Raw genomic sequence first — 16,366 nt, 5'->3', positions numbered from 1 at the left:
TGAAAAATTCCGAATATGAATAAAATCTATTTTGATGAGGCTGGAAATACTGGTCAGGATATGCTCAATAATGATCAAAAGGTTTTTGTTTTGGCTTCCGTAAATTATGATGATAAGGCGCAAAATGAAATAAAATCAATTTTCATTGTAGATGGCGAGATTCATTTTAAGCAATTAAAAAAGAGTGATGCAGGTCGAAGAAAGATTTTAGCTTTTTTGAACAGTCCTTGGATTAAGGAAGATCACATAATACTATATTATGCGAATAAGGAATTTGCTACTTGTGGCCAGATAGTCGATTTATTGATTGAGACGGTTTTTTATCATAAAGGATATGACTTATACCTTCACGGTCGCCATATAGCCTATACAAATTGGATATTCTACTTCGGTAACTTCTATTGGAATAAACATTTATTCAACATTTTTCTAGAAGCTTTTGTTGCAATGATTAGAAATAAAGATGCTGTATCAATCAGTAATTTCTACACTATAACTGAAGAATTGTATTGCCAAATTGACGAAAAGAAAATTCTTGAACCTGTTAGAAAAAGTAAAAGCCATATTGAAGAAGTTTTGGGTGCGGTTGACCAATTTTCAATAGATGTCACATTTTCTACCTTTTTGGTTCTTTGTGATAAATGGGCAAAACAGATTAATGATAAAATTGATGTGAGATTTGATCAGTCAAAACAAATTGAACATTATAAAAGATACATCGATAAAACACTTGAACTTGTTCCAAAAACCAGCAAAACCATAGAAATAGGATATGATAATCGTACTATGAGTTTCCCTCATCAAATCTCATCTGTGGAATTGGTTAACTCTACTGATGAAATGGGTGTTCAATGTGCTGATTTAATTGCCAGCGCAATTGCTTTTGCTTATAATAATGAAGAAGGTAAAATGGAAAAGTTTTCAAAACAAATTAAAGAAAGTAAGCTATTCCAATTGTCAAATTCTCAATGTCTATGGCCAACTGACGATGTATCCCCAATAGCGTTGGGTTTAGAGAAAGGAGAAGGTATTAACCCACTTGATTTTTTAGTTCACAATTTTCCGCAAGCTTTTAAAGATTAGTATTCACAATGTCAAATGCAAACCCAAAAGTAAAACTTCAAAAGTATTGGCCACCAAATTTCTTGCCTGATGAAACTCGGGAATTTAAGGAAATAATTGAAAATTTTCCTGCTATGCTCGCTAAGCTCAAAAATAAGTCAAGAGTAATTAGTATCTATGAGAACTTTGGTAAAATAGGAGTTGGAAAGGCGACATCTCACAATTCCTTAAAACGCCTAATTCCTCAATTAGAGCAATTCGAAGATTTTAAGGGTATTTATCTCTTTTGGTTAGATGATGAACCATTTTACACAGGAATATCTCGTGGTGTTATTAAACGTATTCATCAACATATAAAAGGATCAAATCATTTCTCATCTTCTTTGAGTTACACGATGGGTAGAGAATTCCATAATGAGGTTTTGGGAATAAAGCACACAGGAACGAGAAAAGAACTTGATTTTGACAAGTTTTCCGGGCCATTTAAAAAAATATTAAGAGAAGATTGCCAGGTATCCCTTTTGCCCATAGAAGGCTCAACGGAGCTTTACTTATTTGAAGTGTATGTCGCTATACAGTTAAAATTACATTATTATAATAGATTTATAACACATTGAATTATTTTGAGATTAGATAGGAAGTATGTAAAATTTTAATAAGAGATTATTGAAATGGCTTCACTTTTTATTTATTATTCTTTCTGAAAATCTTCTAATGGGTGAAATATCATCATTTTCCAATAACCAAAGTCTATATAAATCCAATTCAGAAGCGCCACAATTGATAACATACTCAATACCCATAATGACCAAGACGAAATAATATATACCCGGCTTAAGTATCAAGAAATCCAATTCGTGTAGTACTTTATAAGGCTCTGGATGGTGTAGAGGGTCTTCAAAGCGAGTTTCCTCAGAATAAATGCGACGTTGGTGATAGTTCCAAAATTTCCCTTTTCCATATCGAGCAAATTCTCTTAATAGATCTAATTGAGGCATGTCAATCATTTCATTTAGTAATATCCTATCGTCTTCAAATTTTATAGCAAAGGCTTCAATAGCTGTTTTTGCGAGAAAGCGAGAAAGCGAGAAATATTGATGTTGGGATATACTGGCTGGTCAACCACTTCAAACATCATTTTATTTACTTTTTTTTCTTTAATCAAATTGATAATTTTTGAATCATCGCCACTGAATGCAAGGCTGTCATCCTGAATATACATATCGAACCAACCACCATCTTTATGAGGGAAGAGAGTTTTGTAAGGAATATTTCTACCTTTTTTACTTTTAATCTGATTCCTAAACCTTACATTTTGAAAATATTTCATTTCTAACATCGGCTTTTCTATTTTAATCGCAAAATATTGATTACAGGAATCACATACCGTCCCAGATGGCAGAATCAAATCCTTGTTTCCCAGTGATTCAGGAATTATATGCTGGACACTTTTTGAGGAATCTGATATTTGTTTGCAGAAAATGCAGCGCATTTAGAAGAGGCTGGTTTGTGTATCAATTTTAGGGGTAAAAGTTCCTATTATCATAAATGGATTTCTGGAACGATAGTGAAATGATTTCGTTGTTCCCAGGAATAAGTGTAAATCCTTTGTTTCGGCAAAATCATCAAAGTATTTTTCTTTAACTTTATCTGTAGCTACCGACTGATTGCCTTCCGATGCGGCAAGAGTATTTCTATACAATTGTCCTATTTCCCAATCTTCAATCATCATCGTGCTGGACACACCGTTTTCATCTTCGAGTTCATAAGAAAATTTATAAGGAAGTTTTTCGGCCAGCTCGAACTTAAGATCGTCCATTTCGAAAAGATTTTGTTGATCATTTAACGCTTGTAGTTGATCCAATTTCTTTTTGTCATATTCGCCAGCAATTTGCTCAATTTTAAAATTCTTTATGACTGTAGGTTTAAAAACTGCCAATGACGTACAGATATCTTTGTCGTGTGCACTTGCTATCAAAGCTTTCATATCGGTATGTACATTATTAAGAACAAACTGTTTTCTTAGAAACCAATTATTCTTAGTATCAATGGTATCTAAAAGCCTGATAGGTGTATCGATGGTTGCCGGACGATAGCTTTCTGGTCTAAAATCCTTGTCATTTTTTACAATATCCAATTCTATCCATTGATATTTTTTATAGCGTTCGTCTTGTTTCAATTTTCTAAAAGGAATGGGATAAAGTCTGATCCAAGTTCCATCTTCAAGAAATCCTGCTGTACATACTAATTCGCCGTAGGTAGATGAGAAAGTCGGGTAGGTCTTAACCGTAATCAGAACTTTAGTGAGCGCCATATTTTATATATGCATTAATGGATATTTAAAATTAGGTAATTTTTTTAATTTTTCGGCTAGATGGGTGCGGTGGCACTGGCAAGTGTCAGCTTCAAAGCAGGTGAGTGCGATTCTTTTGTATCGCAAAAGCAATTCAAAAATAGTATTCTGACTATGCGCTGTATCGTTTAATACCGTTTCTCGATATTCTTTAAAGAGTTCGTCATAATCTGCTTGCGAGTTTAATTCTCTACGCTTACTAGAATCAATACCGACTTCTGGTATGTGAATATAATCAATACCCAAACGGCCACAAAAGGTACTTAAGGTCTTTTTGCTAAACCCATATTTTTGACTCAACGGATTCTTACGCACATCTACTAATAAATGCACATTGTTTTGGATTAAGCGATTAAGATACTCTTCTAGAGAAATACCCTCATAGCCGATAGTAAAAAGAGCTATTCTATCATTACCTGGACGCGCATCAATAACTTTTTTAAAGTATTTCTCTGGCAGCAATCTTTCAGCAATAATACTTTTAGTCGCATAATATGGAAAATTGAGATAGGTATGCTTGGTGATGGCGTCTGTTTTCATATTCCCGTATCGAGCAATAGTTTCAGATACTAATTTTTGATCTTTTGTGGTAAGCTCCTTAAAGTACTTTTTATTAGTTTTTGCGCGGTAAGCTTTTTCATTTATTGAAAGCCAATCCCGTTTAACCATTGCTTGAAGATCCGCTTTTAAAGAATAGGAATAGCAACCATATCGGTATGGTACGAAGTCATAATTAGCTTCCTTCTGCATTTTGGTTAATAAAAACACCATTTTTTGAAGACGAGTACTTTCCAATCCTTCTTCAAAATTCTCCAACAATGCGAATACTATTTTCCTTCTATAAAACATTTTACAAAATTATCGATTATAATATCCAAATAAGAATTTTTTTAGGACTATCGGAACTTTTCTCAAGCTAATTGTGTCATGTGATTTAATTTGGATTTTTTCGTTACATCTCGTTCCAGCCCATTCCCACTTCATTGCATTTCGGGAAATGCGCTTCACTACATTGTCTTGGCACAATCCCAAAATTTTATTTATATATTCTTCGAAGAATAAACCTTGGAAGATTAAATTTTGAAATTGAGTCCGCTTGATCCTGCTGCTATTGAAGTTCTGAATTTCTAAGGAGCATTTCAAAACGTTCCCAATCATATTTATAAATCCCTATATCACGTTACCTTTCCGATAAAAGGTATAAAATTTAAAATTAGAGCACTGCATAACCGGTCGCAAGCTCCCTTTTATAAGTCCTTTTCTAATTTTAAATTTTAAAATGGAGCAGTATCAGAAAGGTAACGTGACGGCGCTATGGGAAGTAAATCGAGAATAGGAATGCGGATAGTCTCTGTTTTGAGGGGCGAATTCGACTGTATTTGAGATTCTGCTATAAATCAAAAAGGAAAGGAAAACGCTCAAGATATAATAAGTAAATCGTTTTGATTTGAACTATAAATAAATAGCTGTTTAAATTATTTTGAAAGTTTTCAGCATAATAATATAAGGCATATGAAAAGCACTACACATCCAGCATTCCCCGATTTTTGAATAAATATTCTATAAAATGGGATAAACTAAAAGGTTTATCCCATTTTGTATTACTTCTGAAAATTTCATATTCTACAAGAACTATATGTTTATTATTGCTTTATAAATTTTTTGGTAGCCGATCCTGTTTCGGTTTCTATTTTTATGTAGTAGATTCCGTTAGATAGGTTGGATATGTCTATTTTATTTGTAGATAATGCTCCAATCACTTTTTGCCCAAGTGAATTGTAGATGCTGAAATTGTAATTGCTTAGTTGCGTCTCAATATTCAAAAATTCCGAAGCTGGGTTTGGGGAGATTTGGAAATTATTCTGTGTGAAATCCTCTATTGATAATGGTTGGGGCGTAAATCTGTAAACCATCCCGTCGGGTATGGCGCCTTGCAAATAATCGCCGTCATAAAAATCACCTGCCGCTACAACAGCCACTGCGGGATTCGCAGGATCCCCCTCTACAACATATCCATTGTCCACCAATTCGCCCTCATCAATATTTAAAGATGTTGCCAAGGTAACCAAAGGACCTGAAATACCTTCAAAAGATTCTGATGGATTATTAATTTGGTTTGGACCATATCTATATTCAATAATGTTTGATCCTTCATATAACCAGAGCTGGAAGTTCATAAAGTCGCTTTCTGTGGAATCATCAAGGAAACCAATATTGTTCCATTCGATTTTCAGGATTTTGTTTCCTGGCGAACCCTCTGTTTTATAGGATATATTGGATTGTGAAATTCCCGAACCAAATCCTAAATCGGCAATATCCTGTGCTATCGGTGAAATTAGGGTTAAAATTCCAGAGTCGATTTGTTCGTTTGAAAGTTCTCCGCCAAAACTCCATTCCACAATATAAATAGTGCCAAAAGTGTGAGAACTGATCGTAAAATTAAATCCTAAGGGTATGGTATATCCCGGATCGTCCCAAACTTCGCCATTGTTAAGCGAAGTGCTGCCAACCAAATTCTGGTAAGCAATATTTTCGGTTTCAAACTCATAAACGCTCTGGGCATTTATAAAAATTGCACAAAGCAAAAACAACGGTAGAAGTAATTTCTTTATCATAATTTTAAAAATTTAATTTCTTAATTCATAGCACACAAATGTGCACTGAAAATAATTTATTCACTAATCTATTTATAGATATTAAGATGTAATTTGCAACTTTTAAAAAAAATAAGCGTATAAAGGGATAAACGAAAACACTTATCCCTTTATAGATTTTGAAGTGTAACTCTACATTTTGTTTGAGTTTAAATTCAAACCAATATTCAGTTGTGCCATTAATGGCCAAAAACCATTATTTCCATCAATATCGAAATAAAATTGTGGCCCTAAATCGAACAAGAAGTGAACATTTCCAAATTCTCTTTGAATGCCCCATGTTGGGCCTATTGCAATATCAACATCTGACTTCCTAATTACATTGTCCGCAATAGAAGGTCCTCTTGAAATTATTCTTGCAGAAATAAAGTTGCCGGAATTACCAGAAATACTTTTACCTTTTTCAACTCTCCTTTCGAAATTATAAAACTGCTTGAACTGTAAATCCACAAAAGGTGCTATTATATAAATGATTCCGTTTTCTTCGCCAAAAACTAAGTCCGGATATGCACCATTAAATCCAACCCCAAGATTTGTTGAAAAAGTGCTATTTTTCTTAACGGGAACTTCAACCTCCACACCTGGATTTATAAAATTAACACGCCAAACTTTCTGAGTTGAAACTTCTTCCTGCCCTTGAGCCATGAAGATTGTGAAAAATAAAAATATAATTATTAAATTTTTCATTAGTTTATTTTAAAATTTTATTCCAAAAGAAGCTCCAAAGCTGGTGACTTCATAATAACCTGTTTCACCAACAAATACTGCTTCTTTAAATTTTTTGAAAATCTCCAAAACATATTGCAAATTCTCGTCTTCACCCAAGGTAATGCCTGCACCGATTTTTACAGGACGTCCTTCTACAAAAACATCTCCAATTTTTACATTTTTACCCATTTGTAAAAATACAAAAGGGGAATTATCGAAACCGTGTTCGTGAAAATAGATACGCAAATCGCCTAAAATGGGCATCGACCAAAATGTTCTGTTTGAGTTCCAATCAATTCCCAAGCCCGCAGATAAGGAAAGATAATCAAACAAAAAGATGCCGTGAAGGGTAGTCATTTCAACCGCCACTCCTTTCTGTATCTTGTCTTCACTGTCATTGCCGAAACGGCTGTCATAATTTCCATTTATGCCCATTGTTGTGACCGAGTTATAATTATCAGACCACCAACTATCATTATCCCTTGATGTTTGAGAAAATGAAGAAAAAGACAGTAAAAAAAATATAAAAAATCTCATTTTTAATTTAATCCTACTTCTATTTTACTACCGTGCCATACTCCATTTCTTTTCGCTACTCCATACATTTTCACTTTCATAGATTTTGGTAAGACCAACTGTCCAGCACCTCCAGAATATGAAAACTTATTATTATTTGCATTAAAACTTATCCCGACCTGGGCAGCACCGTCAAAATCAAATGTTCTTTCTTGATTAGAACAATTTGAGCAATTTGAATAATAAGATTTTTGTACGAAGAGTTTCCCATACCCTGGATGATTAGATATTAAAGTTATACCCTTTGGCATCTGGAAGTTATTATTATTAGTTAAACTTTTAAGTTGACTTACAGCATTCTTATATAACTCTTTCCAAAATAACTTATTTAAATTATCACTAGTCAACTGTTTATTTGCGAGACCCAGAGCATAATCAACTGAGTTGTTATTTCCATAACTTTCAAAAATTAAGTCATCCCAAAAAACTCTTGGATATATATTACTACTTATAAAGGTTTCAGAACTTAAAAACGTATAAGGTGCATTTCCATTTGGATAATTCCATATAGAAGTGTTCACATTATATCTAATATTTAAAGGTTTGTAGGCGTGTTTAAAATCAGTTTGAGTAATTTGACCTAATTTCGGTTGCAATATTTTTGTGTAATCATATTCAAACTGAGCCATTTCAATTCCTGCAGCAACTATATTTGTGTCTTCTTGTCTCCAAATTCCGGTCCAACCCTTCTTTTGATGTTTTACTTTTGCACCGATGTGGTAAACCAAATAATAATTATAATTAAAAACTTTAGTTTTTACTCTTCTATCACTTTCGTATTTATCTATACATATCTTATTAGTCCCAAAAAGAGTTCCAAATAATCCATTGCGACTATCGCAAACACTTAAATTATCTAAATAAGGTTGTAACCCATCTAAAGGTTGAGTTTGGCCACCTCCACCGCCAGTACCGCCACCGCCGCCAGTACCTCCACCTCCACCTCCAGGAGCGCATCTATTTTGACTATATGGGTCCGTACTGCAACGAGCTATAAAATAAAACAAAGTGCCATTTTCAAGGATTGTTTCACCAGTGTTAGGAATGTCACTTTCAACAACCTGCCTCGCTCCTTCGTCTGTGGGAACTAATAAATTTTTCGATATATTTTTTACTTCTAAATATTGGTCAAGTACGCTATAGTTATCAAGAGTCGCATAAAAAAGTCCAACATCCGTGTATTTATAAATAGTATTCCCAACTTGTATCTCTGCCTGTTCATTTAAAAAGGCAGAAAATGCTTCATCACCAATAACTTCTTCTAAATCGTCTATATCATCATAAATATCTCCTTCGGGTCTATTAAGGCCATATTCATTTGATAATCTTTCAATTCTTTTCTGATATCTCTCCAAGACTTTTTCTTCATTGGATTCCGTAACAGGAATTCTTAATGACGAAAAATCATCGTTGTAAAATTTATTCACGTATGTATAAATTTCATCATTAGATTCATCAGCATATTTTTTGAAGGTTTCCACAAAAACTTCCTTACTTGGGAAATACATTCTTCCGTTTACAACTCCAATTTCTTTATTTGAATCAGTACTTTGAGGTTTTTCTTCTAAATAATCATCTTCACATGATATCAGAATTGGTAAAGAAATAATAATTAAAAACTTAAAGAGTTTTAGACCTTCAAGCAGGTATTTTTTATTATTTAATGATTTTTTCATTTTTATATTTTGTAGATTAATAATGCGCAAAAATCATTTAATTATATTATATAAAATAATCAAAAAAGTTTTTTTTTATTAAAATTTTTGTAGGAATTTGCAACATTTCAATAAAGGAAAAACTGATATGGGGTGTTTCAGTTGACCTTTTATTTTCCTCTGAGATGGATATAGAAATTTCTGTTTTATGAGTGCGTCTTTTCACTTGATATTTCAGGAACCTATTTGGGAAGGAAATGGAATAAATAATATTTAAACCCTTTTATTTTGTACAACTGCTTCTGTTGTAAATAAAAAAACTCTCTGGATATAATAAGTAAATTGTTTTGCTTTGGGCTATAAATAATCTTCCTTCTTTTGATTATTCTTTAAGGATAGAAAGTAATTGATATTAAAAAATTGAAATGGGTAGCTCTAAATTTACATCTGTTTTAAATTAGCAAGGGTTTACGTTTTTTGGAGCGGAGCGGAAAAAATTTGTAAAGCAAGAGGATAACACGCTGCGCGATGTTTTGTTTTATAAACCACTTGTTTTTAGCAATTTATCAATCTATACAAATTTGTTTTTTAGTAATTTTCCGTGAAAAACCTTCGAACACCCTTTTAATAGACAAATTTTTCACGGATTTTTTAGTAAAAAGCTTTGTAAATGATCTAAAATATTTTTTTTTACTCTTCTAGCAAAAGTTCCTCCAAATCATCATAACTATACAATTGTGAATTAGGCATAAGTGCATCCACCAATTCCAAAACTGTTGCGACCGTTTGATCTTCGGAGCAATTATACAATCTTGGAGACCAGAATCCGTCTTCATTTTCTAATGACAGGATGCATACACGTAGTAGACAGGAGATAATGTATTGAAGTTCCCCATTGTTTGTTACCTCAAATGTAACTTCCTGCATATTATCATTAGATTCACGATTGTATTTTCTGCGCTTTCTTGGGCTCAACAGTTGGATTGCTTCCTCTAGTTTTTCCTTGTCAGTTTTGGGTATGTTTTTATTTGTTTCCATTTTATCATCTTTTTATTAAACATTCTTTTCTGTAGATAGTATCAGTTCCCGCATCTTATCAAGAAATGTTGCTTCTTCCAAAGGGATTAAGTTTTTAGCAAAACTCAATACGGCTTTTACATCATATTCCTTGTTCCTGATGTCAAGCGTGCAATCCTGCTGTTCCTCCAAAGCGAGTATACAAACATTAAGTGTCGATTGTAATAGGGCGAAGAGATCCAAATAATCATACACACGGGCATAGTTGAGATAATAGCCCTCTCGAGTACCTCCAATTGGTGTCAATGTCATAAAATTCTGTTTGCCCAATTTCTTTATCTTTTCCAATATTGATTCATCGGTTGCGTTATCCGTAGTTTTCGTCTCGTTTATATCATAAGTTTTTTCTAAAGGCTGTTTTTGGTAATTGTTTTTGAGCAATCTTTCGCATTTCAATAGTTCTGCCTCAACATATTTCTTTACTAATTGAATCAAATCTTCAGCTCTTTTTTTGATTTCAAGAACAAGCTCTTCTCTTATTTGGTAATTAAGAGAGTAGCGAGTATCGCAATAGGCTTTGTTTAGCTTGTTTAAAAGGTTTGTATCCGTTTCATTTTCCCTCGGGAAGATGTTTTTAAATTCTTTATGGGCGTTTCCCATAAAGTTTTGGTGGTCGCTTATCAAATGTCCAGTAAAGGTTTTTCCCATTAAGAAATATTCTGCGGCCAAAAAACTATGCTCAATAGTTTGGTGGAGCATAAAAGCCGAATGACCAAAACTCTTATTCTCCAAGAAAAGCTCCGCTCCCTTTTTAAAACCCAATATTTTCTCTTCTTGGTTTAAGAAATTCTCTCTGGCTTTTATTACGACTACAGAAAGGTCCACATTATGGAATAGCCATCCTTCCTCATAGTTATGATGATAATAAATTAGCTTCTCCTTGTTGCAATGGTTTAGAAAAAAAGTGTTTCCTTCTGAAGTGATATTTTGAATATAATGTAGCGTGAAAAATTGGGCATAAAACATAGGATATTCTTGTAGACATTCATCCAGAACTTCTTTTACCCGTTGTTTGAATCGTTTTGCCATATCTTCTATAATTATTATAAATTTATAATGACGGCTTGATTCTTCATCTCCGATAATCAGATAAATCTGGTTGACGTTTACCTTTTTTGTAATTTCAGAAACCAATTTTGTAATGGTTTTCCTGTCTTCATTGTTCTCTAGGTTTATAATGTTTGCTTCCATGACTTTTTATTTTAGATAAAATAAAAGCTCATTGGAAGTGTACCGAACTATGGACAGTTGTATTTTACCACGCCAAGATTGTGTTTTACTTTTTTATATATTGGAATTATCTTTATCTTTGGGATATGAGCACAACAACGTCAAACCATATTGGTAGAAAAATAAGCCGTATCCGTGAACTTCGCGGTATGAAGCAGGAGACCCTTGCTGAGGCTATGGGAATTAGCCAACAGAGTATATCACAAATTGAGCAAAGCGAAACTGTGGAGGATGAGAAATTAGAAAAAGTTGCTGAGGCTTTGGGCGTGACCAAGGAAGGAATAAAAAATTTTAGCGAAGAAGCTGTATTCAATATTATCGGTAACACAGTAACAAATAATGATAATGCTGCTTTTTTTAATAATTATCCTACTTTCAATCCTTTAGAGAAATTAATGGAAGCAGTTGAAGAAAACAAAAAACTTTACGAACGTTTGTTGAAAGCAGAACAGGAAAAGAATACTTACTTAGAAAAGCTTTTAAGCAAATAACAACTCCCTACTTATTTAATAAATGAACCCTGGCTTAGTGGCTGGGGTTTTTCTTTTTGATTCGCTTCCCTTTTCGTCATTTAGAAATTAAAAACTATATTTGGTATTCTCCCCTATTAAAATGCTCAATGTTACGGTTTTCCGTAATTATGGAGTTTTACTTTGTTTTATATTTGAAATAAACTTGCTCGCAACTATTTGTAAACAATAATAGAGTGTGTATACTAAGGCTCCATATATTTTTAATTAAGATTCTATGCTAAAACAAGAGAAAATAGAAAACATCATTCTTAATGAAAATGCGTATTTCTATTTAAAAGAAAAAGTAGGCTTTTTGAGTAAAAATTTAATTAAGAATACCCTTAGAGAGGCTTCTTTAGATAAAAAAGGAAATTATCTTCTGAAGGAAATTCGGAAAAAGTTTCAAATCACACCTAATAAAAATATTTATTATTCCATAGCGGTTTTTAAATATGAGAAAAAACCAACCTTTATAGACGAACCAGTCTCGGGTTGGGAAGAAACAAAACTAGCCTATATCTGTCTAATTGATTTTGAAGAACAATTAGTAATCGCCAAAAGAAATATTTCAGGCATCAAAAATTTTTTAGAAAATTTTATACCAATAGATTACAGTATAATGACATCTATTTTCACTCTAGACGATACAACGTTTGAAAAAATTTCAATGAATAATATGAATATTTCCGACAAGTCAATCAGACAGAAAAGTGTTGAATCTACAGATCTCAAAGAAAATCTCTCTACGTTAGGTTTACAAAGCTATGTTTTAAGTAATCTCCGAGTTCAGAATGGGGGAAGCAAAGTTTCACTTTCTCTAAATACCTCTCGAATTAACAAATTTGGAGCAAAAAATAGTATAGAAGCATTTATTGAGTGGTCGGATAAAATTGTCACAAGAATAAAAGATTACGAGCCTAAATCTAGTTTCTTATCATCATTTGCGACACCACTAAATTATGAAGACGAAAAAGAGGGTTTGAATCCAATTGCAATACTTATAACACTTTCCAAACTCTATGAAGATTTTCAACATAACCGGATTGAGAGGTGTTTTATAATGTACAATGAAAAAGAACGTGAGATTGATATCATCAAAGCCCTAAATAACTTCGAACGTTTACTAGATATTGAATCTATTACAGTAGATGGAGCAACTTCGCACAAAATTAAAAACACAGCAATTAAGGACTTATACATCTCCTTAAACGCTAAATCAATAACCTTAAGATCACCTAAATTAAACAAACTTTGCCTTCAATTTGCAGATGATTTGGTAATTCCTATCCTAAGTTATTTAAATACAAGAAATAGCTTCATAGTCACTTTTGACAGTCCGGACATAGTTTATAGTAATAGAAAGTTATTTAAGGATAGCAGGTTATTAAGTAATATTGAAGCTTTTCTGAAAATTTTTATTCCGTATCAAAGTTTAGAAAATGTAGCTTCAGAGAAAGGTAGATTTACAACTAAATCTAAAGAATTTGAAAGGGAATCGATTTTTGCATTTGTTGAAAATACATTTTTAAATAATTCTGAATATTTTATATGTGATGATTTAGGAAAAGAATGGGCAGACCATATTGCTCTTAATCCAGAAAGTATTTCATTTTATCATTCCAAATTTAAAAGCACACAGTTTTCAGCCTCGGCATTTCAAGATATTATTGGTCAAGCTCAAAAAAATTTAGGGAATCTGAGCCCGTCTGATAATCAATGGCCGATGAAGCAAGAATTTTGGTGTAAAAATTATAAAAATGATGGAGTTCAGACGGCAATTGCTAGAGTAAGAAAAGGAGCTTCGGCAGAAAAGGCAGTAGATTATTTTAGAACATTGAAATCTTATCCTAATCTAAAAAAGAAAGTCTTTTTAGTAGTAAATTTCCTTTCTAAAAAGGAATTAGAAATCAAGCTTAACCAACTTCGAAATGGAGAAAATTTCCGAGAACGAAATGAAATAATTCAAATTCTCTGGTTCGTTTCTTCTTTAGTTTCTAGTTGTTATGAAGTTGGAGCAGAGATTTATATTTGTTGTAAGCCTTAGGAACATATAGAAACAAAGTATTATAGAGTACAATTCAAGGTATATAAATAATGACAGAAAAAGAATTACTAAATTTGGGATATTTCCCAAAAGAACTACCACCACCTTTTGAAAGTAAAAGTTTTTCAGATAAAATAGGCATCATTAAAACACAATGGAATACTATTTCAAGTCCATTTAAAAGACCCGAAAGGCTAAAATATTCAGAATCCAAATGGGTTGTTTTCTCAATTCCTAAAGTACAATTATCGAGACGAATAATTAATATTCCAAACCCACTTCACCAATCTAAATTATCTTCAACAATTTCTGATAGGTGGGTTGAAATTGATGAGATTTTTAAAAAATCTTTTATTACTTCCAGTTCTCCTGTTGAAGACCCTAAAAAGAACCGAGCATTAATTCCCAAACACGATTTTGGTGCATTTAAAAGAAGGCGTTTAAATGAATCTTTTGACAATTTATATGAAGTAAAAACTGATGTTTCAAGGTTTTATGGAACAATTTACACACACTCCATTCCTTGGTTAGTCCATACGAAACCAATAGCAAAAGAAAATCGAGATGATATGACAATGCTTGGAAATGCATTGGATAGAGATTTGAGGTGTCTTAATTCTGGACAAACTATGGGAATTCCTATTGGCCCAGATACATCATTGGTCATAGCAGAAATAATAACCTGCTTAATAGATATACAAATTCAAACTAAATTAAAGAATGTTAAATCCTTCAGGTTTATAGACGACTATTACCTCTATTGTGACAACTATGCAGATGCTGAAAAAGCATTCAAGTTTATTCAATCTTTACTAACGGAATATCAACTTGACATAAACGAGGAAAAAACAAAAATATCTAAAGTACCATTTCCTTTTGACAGCAAATGGTCAATTGAATTAGGGTCTTTTCAATTCAGAATAAAAGCAAATTCTCAATTAACCGATATTGAAAGATTTGTAAGCCTGTCTCTTATTCATTCCAAAGAAAATCCTAAAGATTCGGTGCTACTTTTCGCGATGCAGGTTCTTAAATACTTGAAGCTATTTGATGAGAACTGGGACACATACGAATCTCTCATATTAAAAATTGGAATTACGGAACCAAGAACTTTACCAGATGTAACTGAAATTTTGGCTTCTAATATTACTCGAATCTCGAATCCTAAAATCATAAGTATTGTAGAGAAATTAATTAATATTCATTTACCTAAAGGGCATAATTATGAAGTGGCTTGGGCTCTTTGGATGTGCGTTGAGTTTAAAATCACGATTAAAAACAAAATGGCAGAACGGATTTTTGCTTCCAATGATTACTTGTCAATTTTAATCGCAATGGATTTAAAAAATAGAAATCTTATTAATGCATCCGTCATTACAGATGGGCTTATAACCGAATTGACCGAGGATTCTTTAATGAATGAAAATTGGTTGTTTACGTATGAATCAATTAAAAAGGGTTGGTTAATACCTACAGACAATCCTATCGATAAAAATAAATATTTCAAAATTCTATTAGAAAATGGAGTATATTTTTACCGAGAAGAAGCAAGAGTAAAAACATTTACTGTAAAGAAACCAACGGAAGTATTAAACGAAACTACCAAAAAGCCTGTAACTGAAGAAGCTAAAACAATTTTATCCAGTGGTGGTGGAGGCGGTTCGTATTAAATACTGTGGGCAGTACCTTATCTAAGTCATTGCGGGTTCTTTTAAGAAAAATCGTTGCAGATCTTTCCTGGAGTTTTTTATTTTTAATGGTTCGTGGTTTAACACGCAATGGATGATCGCACACATAAACCCTGACAAATGCAAGAAAAACCATTCGACCAACAAAAATATTTTAAGGATTGGCTGAAATTCCTTGATGAGAATGAAATCAGGTTTCAGCTAATAACAGCATCACTGTACGTCACAGCTTATGACTTACTGATTGACACAATAATTCGAAAAATCGAAGAATTTTATATTGATGGCTTCGACGAAGATGGCTTTATTATAAGTAAACGATATACAACGGAAGTTCGAGGACTTTTTAAAAAAGACATAGTCATTGCATCATCAATGTGGCTTTTAAATAATAAAGTAATTACAGAGGCAGAAATAGAAAAAATCAAAATATTCAAAACACATCGGAATGAATTAGCACACGAGTTAAGCAAGATGATTACGGATAGCGATGCCAATACTAAAACTGATTTTATTAAAGAAATCCGTGACATATATTTTAAAATACATAAATGGTGGTTCATAGAATTTGAAGTGCAAATAAATCCGGATTTGAGTTATCTTGATACTAATAAATTAAATTACGATGAAGTTTTAATGCTGCAATTGTTGCCAATGGACTATATGTTAAATATCGTGAATGACGAAATAAAAAAAAGATCCTTTAGGAAAATCAAAATTCAGAATGATAACAAGATGTAATCTAAGAATGTGCATAAAATGAAAAGGTATATTTGTATTCTATAAAAGTGAAAAAATCTAGTTTTA

16 protein-coding genes are annotated in these 16,366 nt (G+C 32.6%); 6 read left to right on the top strand and 10 right to left on the bottom strand.

The annotated features are described in order from the left end of the window. Positions 1-15 precede the first annotated feature (15 nt). Positions 16-1,083 carry a DUF3800 domain-containing protein gene (locus AEQSU_RS05030; RefSeq protein ID WP_014781775.1) on the top strand — a complete coding sequence of 356 codons (1,068 nt, stop codon included), beginning with the start codon at positions 16-18 and terminating at the stop codon, positions 1,081-1,083. Positions 1,084-1,091: 8 nt separating this feature from the next. Beyond that, the gene (locus AEQSU_RS05025) at positions 1,092-1,679 is read left to right on the top strand and encodes a hypothetical protein (RefSeq protein ID WP_014781774.1); all 588 of its coding nucleotides are present in this window, start codon (positions 1,092-1,094) and stop codon (positions 1,677-1,679) included. Positions 1,680-1,739: 60 nt separating this feature from the next. Here AEQSU_RS05025 and AEQSU_RS05020 read toward each other — a convergent pair whose 3' ends face one another. The 10 genes from AEQSU_RS05020 to AEQSU_RS04970 form a co-directional block, all read right to left on the bottom strand. Further along, positions 1,740-2,069 (bottom strand): hypothetical protein, encoded by a 330-nt coding sequence (locus tag AEQSU_RS05020; RefSeq protein WP_042491661.1) that lies wholly within the window; start codon positions 2,067-2,069, stop codon positions 1,740-1,742. A 32-nt stretch (positions 2,070-2,101) separates the two neighbouring features. After that, entirely contained in the window at positions 2,102-2,554 is a 453-nt protein-coding gene (locus AEQSU_RS05015) for an HNH endonuclease (RefSeq protein ID WP_042491659.1), read from the bottom strand. Continuing rightward, entirely contained in the window at positions 2,555-3,376 is an 822-nt protein-coding gene (locus AEQSU_RS05010; RefSeq protein WP_014781773.1) for a hypothetical protein, read from the bottom strand. 3 nt (positions 3,377-3,379) lie between these two features. Further along, positions 3,380-4,264 (bottom strand): DUF488 domain-containing protein, encoded by an 885-nt coding sequence (locus tag AEQSU_RS05005; protein ID WP_014781772.1) that lies wholly within the window; start codon positions 4,262-4,264, stop codon positions 3,380-3,382. A gap of 794 nt (positions 4,265-5,058) precedes the next feature. Beyond that, positions 5,059-6,030 carry a T9SS type A sorting domain-containing protein gene (locus tag AEQSU_RS04995; protein WP_014781771.1) on the bottom strand — a complete coding sequence of 324 codons (972 nt, stop codon included), beginning with the start codon at positions 6,028-6,030 and terminating at the stop codon, positions 5,059-5,061. Between the two features lie 171 nt (positions 6,031-6,201). After that, positions 6,202-6,756, bottom strand: coding sequence for a hypothetical protein (locus AEQSU_RS04990; protein ID WP_014781770.1), 555 nt, complete (start codon positions 6,754-6,756; stop codon positions 6,202-6,204). 9 nt (positions 6,757-6,765) lie between these two features. Continuing rightward, entirely contained in the window at positions 6,766-7,314 is a 549-nt protein-coding gene (locus tag AEQSU_RS04985) for a hypothetical protein (RefSeq protein WP_014781769.1), read from the bottom strand. A 2-nt stretch (positions 7,315-7,316) separates the two neighbouring features. Further along, on the bottom strand, positions 7,317-9,029 hold the full coding sequence (locus tag AEQSU_RS04980; RefSeq protein ID WP_042491653.1) for a hypothetical protein: 1,713 nt from the start codon (positions 9,027-9,029) through the stop codon (positions 7,317-7,319). A gap of 669 nt (positions 9,030-9,698) precedes the next feature. Beyond that, a complete protein-coding gene (locus AEQSU_RS04975; RefSeq protein WP_014781767.1) occupies positions 9,699-10,046 on the bottom strand; it encodes a hypothetical protein in 348 nt (115 codons plus the stop codon). Positions 10,047-10,061: 15 nt separating this feature from the next. Next, complete coding sequence (locus tag AEQSU_RS04970; protein ID WP_014781766.1) at positions 10,062-11,276, bottom strand: HEPN domain-containing protein; 1,215 nt, start codon at positions 11,274-11,276, stop codon at positions 10,062-10,064. A gap of 125 nt (positions 11,277-11,401) precedes the next feature. On the opposite strand from AEQSU_RS04970, the gene AEQSU_RS04965 reads away from it, so the two are divergent. The 4 genes from AEQSU_RS04965 (at position 11,402) to AEQSU_RS04950 (ending at position 16,300) form a co-directional block, all read left to right on the top strand. Continuing rightward, positions 11,402-11,806, top strand: coding sequence for a helix-turn-helix domain-containing protein (locus tag AEQSU_RS04965; protein ID WP_014781765.1), 405 nt, complete (start codon positions 11,402-11,404; stop codon positions 11,804-11,806). 256 nt (positions 11,807-12,062) lie between these two features. Beyond that, a complete protein-coding gene (locus AEQSU_RS04960) occupies positions 12,063-13,871 on the top strand; it encodes a hypothetical protein (protein ID WP_014781764.1) in 1,809 nt (602 codons plus the stop codon). Between the two features lie 50 nt (positions 13,872-13,921). Continuing rightward, the gene (locus AEQSU_RS04955; protein ID WP_014781763.1) at positions 13,922-15,541 is read left to right on the top strand and encodes an RNA-directed DNA polymerase; all 1,620 of its coding nucleotides are present in this window, start codon (positions 13,922-13,924) and stop codon (positions 15,539-15,541) included. A 138-nt stretch (positions 15,542-15,679) separates the two neighbouring features. Beyond that, the gene (locus tag AEQSU_RS04950; RefSeq protein ID WP_014781762.1) at positions 15,680-16,300 is read left to right on the top strand and encodes a hypothetical protein; all 621 of its coding nucleotides are present in this window, start codon (positions 15,680-15,682) and stop codon (positions 16,298-16,300) included. Positions 16,301-16,366 lie beyond the last annotated feature (66 nt).

This window comes from Aequorivita sublithincola DSM 14238, assembly GCF_000265385.1.
In the GTDB taxonomy this organism is placed as follows: domain Bacteria; phylum Bacteroidota; class Bacteroidia; order Flavobacteriales; family Flavobacteriaceae; genus Aequorivita; species Aequorivita sublithincola.
The sequence above is the reverse complement of the archived record's forward strand: the minus strand, read 5'-3'. Positions and strand labels throughout refer to the sequence as shown.

Coding starts and splice junctions, on each gene's coding strand:
- AEQSU_RS05030 (WP_014781775.1), top strand. CDS start 16: ATGAATAAAATCTATTTTGATGAGGCTGGAAATACTGGTCAGGATATG.
- AEQSU_RS05025 (WP_014781774.1), top strand. CDS start 1,092: ATGTCAAATGCAAACCCAAAAGTAAAACTTCAAAAGTATTGGCCACCA.
- AEQSU_RS05020 (WP_042491661.1), bottom strand. CDS start 2,069: ATGATTGACATGCCTCAATTAGATCTATTAAGAGAATTTGCTCGATAT.
- AEQSU_RS05015 (WP_042491659.1), bottom strand. CDS start 2,554: ATGCGCTGCATTTTCTGCAAACAAATATCAGATTCCTCAAAAAGTGTC.
- AEQSU_RS05010 (WP_014781773.1), bottom strand. CDS start 3,376: ATGGCGCTCACTAAAGTTCTGATTACGGTTAAGACCTACCCGACTTTC.
- AEQSU_RS05005 (WP_014781772.1), bottom strand. CDS start 4,264: ATGTTTTATAGAAGGAAAATAGTATTCGCATTGTTGGAGAATTTTGAA.
- AEQSU_RS04995 (WP_014781771.1), bottom strand. CDS start 6,030: ATGATAAAGAAATTACTTCTACCGTTGTTTTTGCTTTGTGCAATTTTT.
- AEQSU_RS04990 (WP_014781770.1), bottom strand. CDS start 6,756: ATGAAAAATTTAATAATTATATTTTTATTTTTCACAATCTTCATGGCT.
- AEQSU_RS04985 (WP_014781769.1), bottom strand. CDS start 7,314: ATGAGATTTTTTATATTTTTTTTACTGTCTTTTTCTTCATTTTCTCAA.
- AEQSU_RS04980 (WP_042491653.1), bottom strand. CDS start 9,029: ATGAAAAAATCATTAAATAATAAAAAATACCTGCTTGAAGGTCTAAAA.
- AEQSU_RS04975 (WP_014781767.1), bottom strand. CDS start 10,046: ATGGAAACAAATAAAAACATACCCAAAACTGACAAGGAAAAACTAGAG.
- AEQSU_RS04970 (WP_014781766.1), bottom strand. CDS start 11,276: ATGGAAGCAAACATTATAAACCTAGAGAACAATGAAGACAGGAAAACC.
- AEQSU_RS04965 (WP_014781765.1), top strand. CDS start 11,402: ATGAGCACAACAACGTCAAACCATATTGGTAGAAAAATAAGCCGTATC.
- AEQSU_RS04960 (WP_014781764.1), top strand. CDS start 12,063: ATGCTAAAACAAGAGAAAATAGAAAACATCATTCTTAATGAAAATGCG.
- AEQSU_RS04955 (WP_014781763.1), top strand. CDS start 13,922: ATGACAGAAAAAGAATTACTAAATTTGGGATATTTCCCAAAAGAACTA.
- AEQSU_RS04950 (WP_014781762.1), top strand. CDS start 15,680: ATGCAAGAAAAACCATTCGACCAACAAAAATATTTTAAGGATTGGCTG.